General features: G+C 71.1%; 15 protein-coding genes. 9 read left to right on the forward strand and 6 right to left on the reverse strand.

Translation table 11 applies throughout. The features are described from left to right. Nucleotides 1-10: 10 nt before the first annotated feature. The gene (locus ACFHWU_RS20400; protein WP_416591306.1) at nucleotides 11-763 is read left to right on the forward strand and encodes a M50 family metallopeptidase; all 753 of its coding nucleotides are present in this window, start codon (nucleotides 11-13) and stop codon (nucleotides 761-763) included. Between the two features lie 25 nt (nucleotides 764-788). On the opposite strand, the gene ACFHWU_RS20405 is transcribed toward ACFHWU_RS20400, so the two are convergent. Next, nucleotides 789-2,381 carry an acyl-CoA carboxylase subunit beta gene (locus ACFHWU_RS20405; RefSeq protein WP_416591325.1) on the reverse strand — a complete coding sequence of 531 codons (1,593 nt, stop codon included), beginning with the start codon at nucleotides 2,379-2,381 and terminating at the stop codon, nucleotides 789-791. 154 nt (nucleotides 2,382-2,535) lie between these two features. Between ACFHWU_RS20405 and ACFHWU_RS20410 the strand changes: the two genes are divergently transcribed. Beyond that, the gene (locus ACFHWU_RS20410) at nucleotides 2,536-3,117 is read left to right on the forward strand and encodes a hypothetical protein (RefSeq protein WP_416591307.1); all 582 of its coding nucleotides are present in this window, start codon (nucleotides 2,536-2,538) and stop codon (nucleotides 3,115-3,117) included. A gap of 104 nt (nucleotides 3,118-3,221) precedes the next feature. Here ACFHWU_RS20410 and ACFHWU_RS20415 read toward each other — a convergent pair whose 3' ends face one another. Next, the gene (locus tag ACFHWU_RS20415) at nucleotides 3,222-4,277 is read right to left on the reverse strand and encodes a hypothetical protein (protein ID WP_416591308.1); all 1,056 of its coding nucleotides are present in this window, start codon (nucleotides 4,275-4,277) and stop codon (nucleotides 3,222-3,224) included. A 333-nt stretch (nucleotides 4,278-4,610) separates the two neighbouring features. Here ACFHWU_RS20415 and ACFHWU_RS20420 point away from each other — a divergent pair, with 333 nt between their 5' ends. The 3 genes from ACFHWU_RS20420 (at nucleotide 4,611) to ACFHWU_RS20430 (ending at nucleotide 6,914) form a co-directional block, all read left to right on the forward strand. Beyond that, the gene (locus tag ACFHWU_RS20420; RefSeq protein WP_416591309.1) at nucleotides 4,611-5,057 is read left to right on the forward strand and encodes a hypothetical protein; all 447 of its coding nucleotides are present in this window, start codon (nucleotides 4,611-4,613) and stop codon (nucleotides 5,055-5,057) included. A 262-nt stretch (nucleotides 5,058-5,319) separates the two neighbouring features. Further along, nucleotides 5,320-6,222: a biotin--[acetyl-CoA-carboxylase] ligase gene (locus tag ACFHWU_RS20425; protein WP_416591310.1), complete on the forward strand. Its 903-nt coding sequence runs from the start codon at nucleotides 5,320-5,322 to the stop codon at nucleotides 6,220-6,222. Between the two features lie 95 nt (nucleotides 6,223-6,317). Then, complete coding sequence (locus ACFHWU_RS20430; protein WP_282233953.1) at nucleotides 6,318-6,914, forward strand: PH domain-containing protein; 597 nt, start codon at nucleotides 6,318-6,320, stop codon at nucleotides 6,912-6,914. Nucleotides 6,915-6,969: 55 nt separating this feature from the next. On the opposite strand, the gene ACFHWU_RS20435 is transcribed toward ACFHWU_RS20430, so the two are convergent. The 3 genes from ACFHWU_RS20435 to ACFHWU_RS20445 all read right to left on the reverse strand — a co-directional run bounded on the left by ACFHWU_RS20435 (nucleotide 6,970) and on the right by ACFHWU_RS20445 (nucleotide 8,788). Further along, a complete protein-coding gene (locus tag ACFHWU_RS20435) occupies nucleotides 6,970-7,467 on the reverse strand; it encodes a MaoC/PaaZ C-terminal domain-containing protein (RefSeq protein ID WP_278167091.1) in 498 nt (165 codons plus the stop codon). A gap of 9 nt (nucleotides 7,468-7,476) precedes the next feature. Next, nucleotides 7,477-8,184: a GtrA family protein gene (locus ACFHWU_RS20440; RefSeq protein WP_416591311.1), complete on the reverse strand. Its 708-nt coding sequence runs from the start codon at nucleotides 8,182-8,184 to the stop codon at nucleotides 7,477-7,479. 67 nt (nucleotides 8,185-8,251) lie between these two features. After that, nucleotides 8,252-8,788 carry a GtrA family protein gene (locus tag ACFHWU_RS20445; protein ID WP_416552173.1) on the reverse strand — a complete coding sequence of 179 codons (537 nt, stop codon included), beginning with the start codon at nucleotides 8,786-8,788 and terminating at the stop codon, nucleotides 8,252-8,254. 351 nt (nucleotides 8,789-9,139) lie between these two features. On the opposite strand from ACFHWU_RS20445, the gene ACFHWU_RS20450 reads away from it, so the two are divergent. The 4 genes from ACFHWU_RS20450 to ACFHWU_RS20465 all read left to right on the forward strand — a co-directional run bounded on the left by ACFHWU_RS20450 (nucleotide 9,140) and on the right by ACFHWU_RS20465 (nucleotide 13,351). After that, nucleotides 9,140-10,984: a phosphoenolpyruvate carboxykinase (GTP) gene (locus ACFHWU_RS20450; protein ID WP_416591312.1), complete on the forward strand. Its 1,845-nt coding sequence runs from the start codon at nucleotides 9,140-9,142 to the stop codon at nucleotides 10,982-10,984. A gap of 94 nt (nucleotides 10,985-11,078) precedes the next feature. Further along, nucleotides 11,079-11,375, forward strand: a complete 297-nt coding sequence (locus ACFHWU_RS20455) for a hypothetical protein (RefSeq protein ID WP_416591313.1) — start codon at nucleotides 11,079-11,081, stop codon at nucleotides 11,373-11,375. Between the two features lie 22 nt (nucleotides 11,376-11,397). Then, a complete protein-coding gene (locus tag ACFHWU_RS20460; RefSeq protein WP_416591314.1) occupies nucleotides 11,398-12,570 on the forward strand; it encodes a geranylgeranyl reductase family protein in 1,173 nt (390 codons plus the stop codon). Nucleotides 12,571-12,580: 10 nt separating this feature from the next. Then, nucleotides 12,581-13,351, forward strand: a complete 771-nt coding sequence (locus ACFHWU_RS20465) for an isoprenyl transferase (protein WP_416552177.1) — start codon at nucleotides 12,581-12,583, stop codon at nucleotides 13,349-13,351. Between the two features lie 35 nt (nucleotides 13,352-13,386). Here the strand turns inward: ACFHWU_RS20465 and otsB are convergent, their stop codons facing one another. After that, nucleotides 13,387-14,211: a trehalose-phosphatase gene (gene otsB / locus ACFHWU_RS20470; RefSeq protein ID WP_416552178.1), complete on the reverse strand. Its 825-nt coding sequence runs from the start codon at nucleotides 14,209-14,211 to the stop codon at nucleotides 13,387-13,389. Nucleotides 14,212-14,249 lie beyond the last annotated feature (38 nt).

Raw genomic sequence — 14,249 nt, forward strand, 5'->3', positions numbered from 1 at the left:
CTCGCTGGCTGTGTCGATCACCGGGCTGACAGAAATCTGGGACCGCCTCTTCGCGGCCCAGACCGACCCGCCGCCACTGCTCGTGCTCATCACCGCCGCCGTCGCGCTGGCCGCGGTGCTCACCCGGCTGCCCTGGCGGATCGGCCGCAACGCGATCACCATCGCCCACGAAGGCGGGCACGCGTTGATCGCCCTGCTCACCGGCCGCAAGCTCAAGGGGATCCGGCTGCACTCGGACACCTCCGGGCTGACCCTGTCCGCTGGCCGGCCGACCGGGCTGGGCATGATCCTCACCCTGCTGGCGGGCTACGTCGCGCCGTCGTTGGTCGGGCTGGCCGGTGCCCTGCTGCTCGGCGGCAACCGGATCACCCTGCTGCTCTGGATCGCCGTGGCGCTGCTGCTCGCCATGTTGGTGATGATCCGCAACCTCTTCGGGATCGTGTCCATCCTGGTCACCGGCGGTGTGGTCTTCGCCGTCTCGTGGTTCGCCGGCCCGGACGTGCAAGCCGCGTTCGCGTACACCGGGGTGTGGTTCCTGCTGATCGGCGGGGTGCGGCCGGTCGGTGAGCTGCAGCGGCTGCGTGCCCAGGGCCGCTCGCCGGAATCGGACGCCGACCAGCTCGCCTGGCTGACCCGGGTGCCCGGCCTGGTCTGGGTGGGATTCTTCGGCCTGATCAACCTCGCGGCGCTGTTCATCGGAGCACTGCTGCTCGCCAGCCCGTGGCTGGCCGACCTGGACCTGCCGACGCCACCGGGCGGGTGACCGGTACCGCTGGGACGGCTACCGGTCAGAGCGGAATGTTGCCGTGCTTCTTCGGCGGCAGGGTCTCCCGCTTGCCACGCAGCATCCGCAGCCCGCGCGCCACCTGCACCCGGGTCTGCGACGGCGCGATGACCGAGTCGACGTACCCGCGCTCGGCGGCCACGTACGGGTTCGCCAGCCGCTCCTCGTACTCGGCGATCCGCTGCGCCCGCACCGCCGCCGGGTCGTCGGCAGCGGCCAACTCGGCGCGGTAGAGGATGTTCACCGCGCCCTGCGCGCCCATCACCGCGATCTGCGCGGTCGGCCAGGCGAAGTTCAGGTCCGCGCCGAGATGCTTCGACCCCATCACGTCGTACGCGCCGCCGTACGCCTTGCGGGTGATGACGGTGACCTTGGGGACGGTCGCCTCGGCGTACGCGTAGATCAGCTTCGCGCCGCGCCGGATGATGCCGTCCCACTCCTGGTCCGTGCCGGGCAGGAAACCGGGCACGTCGACGAAGGTGAGCACCGGGATGTTGAACGCGTCGCAGGTGCGGACGAACCGGGCGGCCTTCTCCGAGGCCTTGATGTCCAGGCAGCCGGCGAAGTGCATCGGCTGGTTGGCGACCACCCCGACCGGTTGGCCCTCGATGCGGCCGAAGCCGACCACGATGTTCTGCGCGTACAGCGGCTGGACCTCCAGGAACTCGCCGTCGTCCAGGACGTGTTCGACCACCCGGTGCATGTCGTACGGGTGGTTGGCCGAGTCGGGGACGATGGTGTCCAGCTCACGGTCGGTCTCGGTGACGGCCGGTGCCACGTCGGCCGGCAGCTTCGGCGGTTCGTCCAGGTTGTTGCTCGGCAGGTACGCCAGCAGCGCCTTGACGTAGTCGACGGCGTCCTCTTCGTCGGTCGCCAGGTAGTGGGCGTTTCCGCTGGTGGCGTTGTGGGTGCGGGCGCCACCGAGCTCCTCCATGCCGACGTCCTCGCCGGTGACCGTCTTGATCACGTCCGGGCCCGTGATGAACATGTGCGACGTCTGGTCGACCATCACGGTGAAGTCAGTGACCGCCGGGGAGTACACCGCGCCGCCCGCGCACGGCCCCATCACCAGAGAGATCTGCGGGATGACGCCGGAGGCGCGGACGTTGCGGAAGAAGATGTCCCCGTACAGCCCGAGGCTGACCACGCCCTCCTGAATGCGCGCGCCGCCGGAGTCGTTGATCCCGATCACCGGGCAGCCGATCTTCATCGCCAGGTCCATCACCTTGACGATCTTTTCGCCGAAGACCTCGCCGAGCGAGCCGCCGAAGACGGTGAAGTCCTGCGCGAAGACGCACACCTGCCGGCCGTCGACGGTGCCGTAGCCGGTCACCACCCCGTCGCCGTACGGGCGGGTGCGCTCCAACCCGAAGTTGGTCGACCGGTGCCGGGCCAGCTCGTCCAGCTCGACGAAGGAACCCTCGTCGAGCAGCATCGCGATCCGTTCCCGGGCGGTCTTCTTACCCCGGGCATGCTGTTTCTCGACCGCGCGGGCCGAGCCGGCATGCACCGCCTCGTCGACCCGGCGTTCCAGGTCCGCCAGCTTGCCGGCGGTGCTGTGGAGGTCGGTCTCGGTCCCGGACTGCTCACTCGTCACGCCCACACCGCGGATGCTATCGACGTCGCGACCGCCGGTCAGGGGCCGACGGTGTGCGGTTTCCCTCAGCACGCCGCCGTCGGGCCGGCCCCAGCCTGGGTCGATCGACCCCGGGACGACGTTTCCTGCCTGTTGCCCGATTCGTTACCACCACGTGACAGTGTTGGGAGTCGCGCTGATCGCGTCCGGTCTGACGGTGCTGCTGGTGATGCGGCGGACGCTCTGGCCGGCGCGGGCGGCCACCGTCGGCAGCCGCAGGGCCGGAAGTCTGGACGCCGCGCCGCATCGGCGCCGGCGCGGGCGGGGGCGACGTCGGGCCACCCGCACCGGGCTGTTCCGTCGCCGGGCGACGCCCAGTGGACGTCACACGGTCGGCGTGACCGTGCCGCGTCAACGTCGGGGCGGTCGACCCGCCGTCATGCTGCCAGAGCCGTCGGTGGCCGCCGTGCCGCCCGTCGTTGTGCCGCCGGTTGCTGCTGTGCCGCCGGTTGCCGCGCCGCCGGCTGCTGCTGCTGACGAGGATTTTGACTGGTTCGACCGGCCTACGGACGCGTACGCACAACCCGTACGAGCGTCGGACCGGGCCGTCCCTCCTTCGGACCCGGCCGTTCCCGTGTCGGATCCGGCCGTCCTCGCGTCGGACCCGCCGGTAGCGGTGCCGGTGGTCGGTACGACCGTCACCGGGCATCCGTTCCGCGGCGTGGCACCGGTGCCGCAGTGGCGCGACCACTGGTAGCGCGACGGAGCGACACCGGCCCAACCTGAAAGACTGCTCCGCTGCGGAGGGAGGCGGCGGAGCAGCCACGATTCCGGACCCGCGTTTCAGCGAGAGGGCCTGGGTCAGGGTTGCGGCGGCCCGGATGGCTGGGGGGTGGTGAGGAAGGCGGCGGGCACGCCCGAGTCGATGAGACGACCGCGCATCCGGTCGAGCGTATCAGGTGTCCAGTCTGGATAGGCGGACAGGAACAACAACCGCTGGGCGGCGCGGCGATCGGTTCGGGCTTCGGCGATCGAGTCCTTGACCATGTTCGCCGCCACCTCGAAGTCGTCGTCGATGCGAACGCCGCCAGTCGGGATGCCGACTGCGGCGAGTCGGGCCGGCTGCGGCCGGGCGGCGAACACGACGGTGACGATGACGAGCAGCCCGCCGACGGCGCTGGAGGCGGGAAGAAGCCACGGCGGTGCCGCTGTCCAGTACGGGACGGGCGACAGCGCGTGGTGCACACTGGGGAGCGGGCCGCCGATATGAGCGTGCGGACGTATCGCGTGCGCGAGGCTGACATACAGGGCGACGACGGGTGCCGCGAGGACGAGGACGGTGGTGGCGGACAGCGCAGCCACGGTGATCCGGTGCGCGGGGTGTGTCGAGTGGATCCGCCGCGCTACCACCGCCGCGAGCAGCCATCCGGCGGACAGCCCGAGCGCCACGCCTGCGACCAGCAGGATGCGCAGCACTGGTGAGCCTGCGGCCCAGGCGTCCACCCCGACCGTGGTCTTGCCGCCGACGGACATGCCGGCGATCGCGACGACCAGTCCGTGATGCTCGGCGGTGAACCGGTCGTAACGGGAGGGGATGTAGTCGCTGGTCCAGGCAGCGGGGTCCGCCACGCCTGCCTGGTCGTGTACGACCTCGATCTCTGAGACCGACCAGCCGGCGGCGGCGTAGCGCTGCCGGGCCTGCGACGCGTCCCACCTGCCGTCCAAAGTCCCCGCAGTGAATACCCGGTCCGCTGTTCGTGCCGAGGTCTGCCGCAGCACGACAGAAGGAGCCTCGACGCCGCTGGCACGTCTGGTCAGGTCGACCATCGCGGTGTCGCTGGGAAGATCGGTCAGGGTGGCTGCCCCGAGCATGGATCCGGTCGCCGCGCCGAACGCCCCGAGCACCGCCGTGACCACGACCGCTGCCGCTACCGTGACGGGACGACGGTCAGGAAGCGAAAGCCACCGACGGAGGCGCCCGCGGCGTGGAGCCGAGCTGGTTCCGGCGATCGCCGAGGTGCTCACCCAGCCACTCCTGCCATCGACAGCAGTAGGTCAAGCGGGCGGCTCTCCATGCCCCATAGGGTACGGGTGCCTTCAAGCTGCGTCCATCGGATCGCAAGCAGTGGCCCGCTGTCGTACCCGCGACGGGGACCTGTCGAGCACGGGACGACCATCTTCTGCCGCTTGTCTGCTGTGGATCGCCTGCCGGCGATCCACGCCGGCAGGCGACCATGATCCTCGGTCTGGATGGTCTACTCGCCCGGCATGCTTCCCCGCGGCTGGCGGCAGACGCTGCAGTACGACACCGAGTTGACCACGAAGGAGAAGGATGCCCTGTCCTGCCCCGGGCCGACCACCGATGCCGACCCGCCGGAGTTCTCGCAGCGGTTCTGGTTGGCGCTCAGGGTCAGGCTGGTGCCGTTGCTCATCGAGCGCGTTCCGACCGGCATGTTGATGCACCAGACGGACGTGCCCGGCAGCGGGATGCCCTGGAACAGCGTGCCGGAGAAGTTTGTGCCGGTCCAGTTGCAGAACCGGCCAGAGGTGCACAGGGCCAGCGCCGATCCGGCATCGGCCTACGCAGTTGCCGGAACCAGCAGAGCGGCCCCGGCTGTGGCGGCGACCGCCAGCATGGCGAGCAGTTTCCTCATTGCGCCTCTCCATCCGATCCATCCGGTCGACGAAGGGGCATGACAGCCGAGCAGGTGCCAAGTGACTCTGGTGACCATCGAGACCTAAAACGTTTCAGAGCCACGCCCCGTGCTGAAAAGGTAACGATCAATGATCGGTGACGCAAGAATCGACCGTCACAAATTAGGGAGATCCCGTTGGTCTCCGCCACGACCCCAGGCGGCGGCTGGACTCCTTGTATCAGCGGCGCGATGCTCCTTCCCGGAGCATGCCTGGTTCTGTGGCAGACGCGGTGCGCTGCCAGGTGCCGCCGTAGGGTGGGCGGATGGCCGGCTCACCGTACACCGATCTGGACCGTCCGCCGTTGGACGAGCGTGGGCTGCGTCGCGCGCTGGTCGTCCCCGACGGCCTGTGGACCGACGTGCAGGTCCGGGCGCAGACCGGCTCCACCAACGCGGACGTGCTCGCCGCCGCGCGAGCCGGTGCCGCCGAGGGGCTGGTGATCACGGCGGAGCAGCAGTACGCCGGGCGCGGGCGGCTCGGCCGCGGCTGGACCTCGCCGCCGCGGGCCGGCCTCGCCGTCAGCGTGCTGCTGCAGCCGGCGGCTGCTCGGCCGGCCCGGTCGTGGCCGGCGGTGCCGGGGTCCCGGTACGGCTGGTTGCCGCTGCTGGCCGGCGTCGCGCTGGCGGAGGCGATCACCCGGCTGGCCGAGTTGCCAGCCACGCTGAAGTGGCCCAACGATCTGTTGATCGACGAGGCGAAGTGCGCCGGGATCCTTGCCGAGGCGGCCCCGGACGGGGCGGCCGGCCCGGCCGTGGTGCTGGGCATCGGGCTCAACGTGACGTTGCGCGCTGACGAGCTACCGCCGCCCGGCAGCGGTCTGCGGGCCACTTCGTTGCAGCTGGCCGGAGCGGCGGCGACGGACCGGGACCCGTTGCTGCGGGCGGTGCTGCGCGGGGTGGCCGGCTGGTACGGGCGGTGGCGGGCCGCCGGCGGCGATCCGGTCGAGTCCGGTCTGCGGGCGGCGTACCTGCGGCACTGCGTGACGGTGGGCCGGCAGGTGCGGGTCTCGTTGCCGTCCGGAGCGGCGCACACCGGGCTGGTCGACACGGTCGACGAGGGCGGTCGCCTGGTGGTCCGTACGGCCGGCGGCGATCTGCCGGTCGCAGCCGGGGACGTGACGCATGTGCGGTCCGGCGACGCGCCGGGAAACGGTACGCCCGGTTGACCGTACGGGTGGCGGTCAACCGCTACGGTCACCCCGGCGGCCGGTGTACGGACCGCCGGCCGGGTCCCCTGCCCGGCCCGGGCTAGGAGGTTGCCGTGGCATTTCCCGAAGACATGCTCACCGCGGACGAGCATGTCGTGTTGCACCTGCACCCGCACTGGAAGGCGCTGGTCCGGCCGGTGGCGGTGACGGTGCTGGCGGTCGCCGCCGTGGTGGCCGGGTTCCTGCTGCTGCCGGAGAGCACCGCAGCCACCGTCGTGTGGTACGTGATTCTCGCGCTTGCGCTGGTCGCGGTGCTCTGGTTCGCCGTCCGGCCGTTCGCGGTCTGGCGCAGTACGCACTACGTGTTCACCAACGAGCGGGTGGTGCTGCAGCACGGGGTGTTCTCCCGGGAGCGCCGGGACATCCCGTTGAACCGGGTCAACGACCACTCCATGACGCAGCGGTTCAGCGAGCGGCTGCTCGGCTGCGGGACGTTGACCATCGAGTCGGCCGGTGAACGCGGGCAGACCGTGCTGCCCGACCTGCCGGGGGTCAGTCAGGTGCAGACGCAGCTCTACGAGCTGGTCGAGGCGCACCACGATCTGCACAGCCTGGGCGACGGCGAGCTGCGGGAAATTCTCGACGAGGCACGCACCGGGCCGGACCAGGCAGCCCCGACGCGACCGGACAACGCCTCGCCCGGCCGCTGACCGGGCGACGGCTGGCCAGCACTACCGAGCCGGCCTGGCCCGCTGGCCAGCCGGGTCAGGTCGTCGGCCCGGCGCCGCGTAGCGCGAACCAGCCACGGAACCGGGTTCGCAGCACCTCGCGCTCCGGCCGGTCGTAGGTGTCGAGCCGGGTCAACGACCCCAGCAGGGTGACCGTGCCCAGGCCGGGCCGGGCGTCGGACAGCTTCCTGGTGAGCACGTCCAGCCTCCCGGCGAGCCGGTCACCGGCGTACACCGGAGCCAGCCAGCGCAGCTCCTCCAGGCCGGGGGAGGTGTCGGCGGCGGCCCGGGACAGCACCGCGTCCACGTACGCCCGCATGAACAGGCTGACGGTGAAGAATCCGCTGGCGATCACGGTGCCGTACGGGCTGGCCTGGGCGAGGTCCGGCTCGACATGGTACCACTGCGGGTCGAAGCGTTCGGCGAAGCTGACCATTTCGACGCCGTCCACGGTGGTGATGCCGAGGTCGAAGGAACCGCCCGGGGCGAGGTCCTCGAAGAACAGGTCGGCGTCAGCACCGGTGCCGGAGCGCACGGTCGTCGGTCAACGCCTGGCCGGGCGGGTCGCCGCGGCGATCTTCGCGTCCAGTTCGGCGGTGATCTTCGCGTCGATCTCGGCGGCGAGTTCGGCGTCGAGCGGGTCGGCCAGGGGTGCCGGGCTGTCCGGGGCCTGCATCGACTGGCCGGCCGGCGGTTGTCCGTTCCGTTGAATCTGCTGCGGGACCCGGTCGCCCGCCGCCGGTTCGGTTTCGGCCACGGTCTCGGTGGTCGGGCCGGTCTCGGTGGTCGGGCCGGTCTCGGTGGTCGGGTGGGCGGCGGGTGCCGGGCGGAAGACGAACGTGCGGTACGCCCAGAAGCGGAAGATGGTGCCGAGCACCAGTCCGATGATCTTGACGATGTTCAGGGCCAGCAGCCCGCTGATGCCGAAGCCGTACTTGGCCAGCCCCAGCACCCCGACCTCGATCGCCAGGCCGGTGAGGTTGAACAGGAAGAAGAGCACGTACTCCCGCCGGATGGCCGACTTCGGCCGGTCCCGGTAGGTCCAGTGGCGGTTCATGAAGTACGAGCTGGTGGTTGCCACCAGCGCGGCGACGACAGTCGCCTTCAGCTGACCGTCGGCGAGCACGGTCAGTGCCAGAGCGTTGAACACCGCGAAGTTGACCGCGGTGTTGATGCCACCGACGGTGCCGAACTTCAGCGCCTCGCGGATGAACCTCTGCCAGCGCTCGGGCAGAAGGCGAAATATTCGCATCAGATCACCATACGGCAGGTCGACGGGCCGTTCGGGTTGACTGGCGGGTAGGCGGCACCGGGTGGGGCTAGTCACGGTCGCTGGCGGCGGCCGCCACCACGGCGGGTGCCGCGACGGTGAACACGAACCTGCGGTAGGCCCAGAACCGGAACAGGGTGCCGACCGCCACGCCGACGATGTTGGCCGCGATGTTGTCGGCGAGCAGTGTCCGGAACACCCCCGGCCAGATGCTGCCCAGCCCGTAGTGACTGATCCCCAGGCAGGCCAGGCCGATGCCCAGTCCCACGGCGTTGAAGAAGAAGTAGAGGCCGTACTCGCGGGCCAGCCCGGACCTGACCGAGTGCCGCCAGGTCCAGAAGCGGTTGCCCACGAAGGCCACCGAGGCAGCGATCACCGTCGACAGCGTCTTCGCGCTGAGCGGGCCCATCCCGAGCACGCCTGAAGCGATGTTGAACAGGGTGATGTCGACGATGAAGGCGATCCCGCCGACCACTCCGAACTTGCCGATCTCGCGGACCAGCAGACCGAACCGGTCCCGGAGCCGGCGAATCAACCCCGGACTGGAGGCGGGCGCGGTCGGCTCGCCGGCGGCGTGGACGGGCACGTGGTCGAGCGTAGCGGGTTCCCGCCCGCCGAGGTGTCGGCACCGCCCGAGTTTCCGGCCGCGCCACGTGTTCGCCACTCGAGACGCGAACACGATTAGTAACTGAGGTTGGGGTTGGTCGAGTGCCGGAAGATCTTGCGTACAACTGCGCGTGAGAGCGAGAAACAGCTCGTCAGATTGCATGGGGCGACAACTTGTGCACTTCTTCACAAGCTCCTCGGCTGCCCTGAACGATCAATCGGTTTACCCTGAGTCCAACTCCCGGACCTGTATCCCGGCGGGTGGGCCCGACCATCCGCCGGTGCCGTGCACTCCAGGAACGAGGTCAGCGCCGACCACGAGGAGATCGCCATGACTGCAACGGCCACCGCGTCCGTACCGTCGAACGTCCCCGGCCCCGCCCCGACCAGCCACGCCCGCCTGCTCGACTGGGTCCGGCAGATCGCCAACCTCACCACACCGGACCGGGTCGTCTGGGCCGACGGTTCGCTCGCCGAATGGCACCGGCTCACCGACGAACTCGTCGACTCCGGCACCCTGGTCCGGCTGGACGCCGAACGCCGTCCCAACTCGTTCTGGGCCCGCACCGACCCGACCGACGTGGCCCGGGTCGAGGAACGTACCTTCATCTGCTCCCCGGAGGAAGCCGACGCCGGCCCGACCAACAACTGGGTGGATCCCGCCGAGATGAAGCGGGTGATGACCGAGCTGTACCGGGGGTGCATGCGTGGCCGGACCATGTACGTGGTCCCGTTCTGCATGGGCCCGTTGGACGCCCCGGAGCCGATGTTCGGGGTGGAGATCACCGACAGCGCGTACGTCGTCGCCTCGATGCGGATCATGACCCGGATGGGCGCCGAGGTGCTCGCCGCGATGGGCGACGACGCCGCGTTCGTGCCGGCCCTGCACTCGGTCGGCGCACCGCTGGAGCCGGGGCAGGCAGACGTGCCGTGGCCGGCCAACGAGACCAAGTACATCTCGCACTTCCCGCAGACCCGGGAAATCTGGTCGTACGGATCCGGCTACGGCGGCAACTCGCTGCTCGGCAAGAAGTGCTACGCGCTGCGGATCGCCAGCGTGATGGCCCGCGACGAGGGCTGGCTGGCCGAGCACATGCTGATCCTCAAGCTGACCGCGCCGGACGGGCGGGTCCGCTACGTCGCCGGCGCGTTCCCGTCCGCCTGCGGCAAGACCAATTTGGCCATGCTGGAGCCGACCATCCCCGGTTGGAAGGTCGAGACCATCGGCGACGACATCGCCTGGATGCGGTTCGGCGACGACGGCCGGCTGTACGCGGTCAACCCCGAGTACGGGCTCTTCGGCGTCGCTCCCGGCACCGACTGGCGGACCAACGCCAACGCGATGCGGACCCTAGACCGGGGCAACTCCATCTTCACCAACGTCGCGCTGACCGACGACCGCGACGTGTGGTGGGAGGGGATGGGCGAGCCACCGGCGCACCTGACCGACTGGCGGGGCGAGGACTGGAACCCCGACCGGGGCACCGACGCCGCCCACCCGAACAGCCGGTTCTGCACCCCGATCACCCAGTGCCCGATCCTGGCCGACGAGTACCACGACCCGCGCGGCGTACCGATCGACGCGATCCTGTTCGGCGGCCGACGCCGTACCACGGTGCCGCTGGTCACCGAGGCACGCGACTGGGTGCACGGCGTCTACCTGGGCGCCACCCTCTCCTCGGAGACGACCGCTGCGGCGGCCGGCAAGGTCGGGGTGGTCCGGCGGGATCCGATGGCGATGCTGCCGTTCATCGGCTACCACGCCGGGGACTACTTCCGGCACTGGATCGAGATGGGCAAGGGCACTGACGGCGACGCCGCCAAGCTGCCCCGGATCTTCTACGTCAACTGGTTCCGCCGCGACGACGACGGCCGGTTCCTCTGGCCCGGCTTCGGGGAGAACTCCCGGGTGCTCAAATGGATCGTCGAGCGGCTGGACGGCACCGGCACGGCGGTGGAGACCCCGATCGGCAACGTACCGACCGTCGACGCGCTCGACCTGTCCGGCCTGGACGTCGACCCGGCCGACGTGGCCGCCGCGCTCGCCGTCGACCCGGCGCAGTGGCGCGCGGAGCTGCCGCAGATCACCGAATGGTTCGAGCGGTTCGGCGACAAACTGCCCGGGGTGCTCTGGGCGGAGCTGGACGCGCTGCGGGCCCGGTTGGACGCCGACTGACCGTTGGATAGCCTGCGCCGGTGGCGGCAGTCGATCCCGGTGCGGGCCGCGCCGGACCGGTCCGTCCGGCCGTGCCCCGCCTGCCGACGTCGGTGTGGCGGTCCGCTCCGGCGTACCGCCGCTGCCCGGGGTGGTCGGGTTCGCCCTGCTCGCCGGGCTCTGCCTGGCCGTGGTGTGGCTGCTGTACCGGTCCCCGACGGTCGGTGCGCCGCTGACCCGACACCCGGCCCGGCTGGTCCGCGACGGCGCGCCGCTGGTGGTGGCGGTGGCGCTGGTCTTCTACGGTGTGTGGCGGGCCGGTCGCGTCGAGTGCGGCCGGGAGGCGGGCAGTGCTGAGCCCGGCCCGGGGGACCGTCGGTGCCGAGCGTGGCCGGACAGCGGCCGGCACTGAACCGGCCTGACGGGAGGTCCAGGTGGACGGTACGTCGGTCGTCGACGTCGCGGTGGTCGGTGCCGGGCCGGCCGGTGCCGCCGCCGCGATCGCCGCCCGCCGGGCCGGTGCCCGGGTCCTGCTGCTGGACCGGGCCGACTTTCCCCGCGACAAGCCGTGCGGCGACGGCATTGCACCGCACGCCCTCGACGTGCTGGCCGGGCTGGACGTGCCCGACCCGGCCGACGGGTTCACCCCGGTCGGCCGGCTCCGGCTGGTCGCCCCGCACGGCGGGCAGGTCGCCGCCGAGCTGGTCCGTCCGGCGTACACGGTGCCCCGGGCCGTCTTCGACGCCCGGCTGGTCGCCGCCGCGGTCGCCGTTGGCGCGCGGCTGCGGCGGCACACCGTACGGCGGGTCACGGTCCGCGACGACCTGGTGCTGCTCGACGGCGAGATCGCGGCGCGGGCGGTGGTCGGCGCGGACGGCGCGGGATCGGTGGTACGCCGGGCGTTGGGCCACGGCGCCAACCCGGACGGACATCTGGCCCTGGCGATTCGCGGCTACGCGTCGGTCGGGGCCGTCACCAGACCCGGCGAACAGCGGATCGTCACCACAGCGGCCGGTTGGCCGGCGTACGCCTGGGCTTTCCCGATCGGTGACGGGCGGGCGAACATCGGGTACGGGGAGGTGCTGGGCGGCCGACCGTTGACCCGGGCCCGACTACTGGACCGGCTGTGCGCGCTGCTGCCCGGCACCGACCTGACGCAGGTCACCGATCTGCGGGCGCATCATCTACCGCTGTCCACCCGGCGGCCGCCGGTGGGTGCGGGTCGGCTGGTGCTGGCTGGCGACGCGCTGTCGCTGATCAACCCGTTCACCGGCGAGGGCATCTTCTACGCGGTGCTGTCCGGTGCGCTGGCCGGTGCGGCGGCGGCCGGTACGCCGACGCTCGCCGCCCGCCGCTACCGGCAGGCGCTGCGCCGACGCCTCGGCGGGCACCTGCGGCACAGCGCCGTCGGCGCCTGGCTGGCCCGGCGGCCGACGACGGTGGACGCCGCCGTCGCGGCGGCGGCGCGGGACCGGCGCGTCTTCGACACCATCGTCGAACTCGGTCTCGGCGACGGCCGGCTGGACGCGGTCACGGTGCGCCGGCTCGCCGCACAACTGACGATCCGCCGGGCGGCCGATACCGCGCGGCGGCGCACCGGTCGCTAGTCTGCTTGTGATGACTCTGCGGGAGCTGCTCTACTCGGTCTATGAGCGACGGCTCATGGCGAGACTGGCGGGCAAGCCGGTGCCCGGCCACGTGGGCGTGATGTGCGACGGTAACCGCCGGTGGGCCCGGGAGATGGGGTTCGTGGATCCCAACGACGGGCACCGGGTCGGCGCAGCAAAGATCAAACATCTGTTGAACTGGTGTGACCAGGCCGGTATCGGTCACGTCACGCTGTACCTGCTGGCCACCGACAACCTGCGTCGGCCGGCCCGCGAGCTGGATCCGCTGCTGAGCATCATCGAGGATCTGGTCACCGAGCTGGCCGAGGAGGGCAACCCCTGGCGGCTGCGCATCGTTGGTGCGCTGGACCTGCTGCCGGGTTCCACCGCTACCGCGTTGAAGGCTGCGCAGGAGCGTACCCAGACCCGGTCCGAGGGCGCGCAGGTGAACATCGCGGTGGGCTACGGTGGTCGCCGGGAGATCGCCGACGCGGTCCGCTCGCTGCTGCAGGAGCACGCCAAGTCCGGCGGCACCCTGGAGGAGCTGGCCGAGGTGCTCGACGTCGACCACATCGCCGAGCACCTCTACACCCGCGGTCAGCCGGACCCGGACCTGGTCATCCGGACCAGCGGCGAGCAGCGGCTCTCCGGCTTCCTGCTGTGGCAGTCGGCGCACTCGGAGTTCTACTTCTGCGACGTCAACTGGCCCGACTTCCGTCGGGTGGACTTCCTGCGGGCGTTGCGGTCGTACGCGAACCGGCAACGCCGGTACGGCGCCTGACGGCCGCCCCCCGGGGCCGTCCCTACCGGGTGGCGTCAGTCCAGGGCGTGCACGGCGGAGGTCAGGAAGTCGCCGAGCGCTTCCGGCGAGTCGATGGTGAGGTCGGCGGCCGCTGACACATCGTGCCCGGTTTCGGCGTTGGCCACCGCCACGCAGACGCCGAAGAAGTCAGGGTTGGCGCTGGCGTGTGCCCGGAGCGCGGCGAACGCCTTGATGTCGGAGACGTCGTCACCGAAGTACCAGGCGCAGCCGGCGGTGCCGACCGCGTCGCCGATGACCATGCCTTTGTCCCGGTCGACCGGCGGCTTGATCTCGATGACCATCCGCCCGCTCTGCACCCGCAGGCCGAGCTGTTCGGCCTGGGCCTGCCCCCACGATTCGACGGTCCCGGCGAGCTCGGGCGCGGTCCGGTAGTGCAGCGCGACGGACAGCCGTTTGTACTCGACCAGTGCGCCGGCGGGTAGCTCGGCGCGGGCCCGGTCGGCCAGCTCTTGCATCGCCGGGACCCAGGGCAGTGCGGCCGGCTCGGTGACCGTCGGTCCGGATCCGTGGCTGTGCTCCAGCCCGTACAGCCCGTACAGGTCGACCTCGCTGATCGTGGCGAACTGGGCCCGGAGGAAGTCGACCGGTCGGGCCGACACGATCGCTATCCGCTGCACCACCCCGGCGAGTGACTCGATCGCCGCCAGCACCTTGGGTGCGGGCTGCACCGACGTGGGATCGTCACCGACCGGAGCGAGGGTGCCGTCGAAGTCGAAGAACAGCACGCACCGGTCGGCGCGATCGATGGTTGCTCGCCATGCCTGCTCCGCGGTCAGCGGACGGGCCAAGCGCTGGTTTCCTACCTCGAACGGCCGCACGGGCGTCAGCGTACCTGCTGCCGCCGCAGGTGCCAGAC

This window comes from Micromonospora sp. LOL_015 (assembly GCF_048060275.1).
Taxonomy (GTDB): Bacteria; Actinomycetota; Actinomycetes; order Mycobacteriales; family Micromonosporaceae; genus Micromonospora_E.

Excerpts from the sequence above, each read along its gene's own strand:
- ACFHWU_RS20420 (WP_416591309.1), top strand. The coding sequence starts at position 4,611 with ATGGTCTACTCGCCCGGCATGCTTCCCCGCGGCTGGCGGCAGACGCTG.
- ACFHWU_RS20425 (WP_416591310.1), top strand. The coding sequence starts at position 5,320 with ATGGCCGGCTCACCGTACACCGATCTGGACCGTCCGCCGTTGGACGAG.
- ACFHWU_RS20440 (WP_416591311.1), bottom strand. The coding sequence starts at position 8,184 with ATGCGAATATTTCGCCTTCTGCCCGAGCGCTGGCAGAGGTTCATCCGC.
- ACFHWU_RS20450 (WP_416591312.1), top strand. The coding sequence starts at position 9,140 with ATGACTGCAACGGCCACCGCGTCCGTACCGTCGAACGTCCCCGGCCCC.
- ACFHWU_RS20465 (WP_416552177.1), top strand. The coding sequence starts at position 12,581 with ATGACTCTGCGGGAGCTGCTCTACTCGGTCTATGAGCGACGGCTCATG.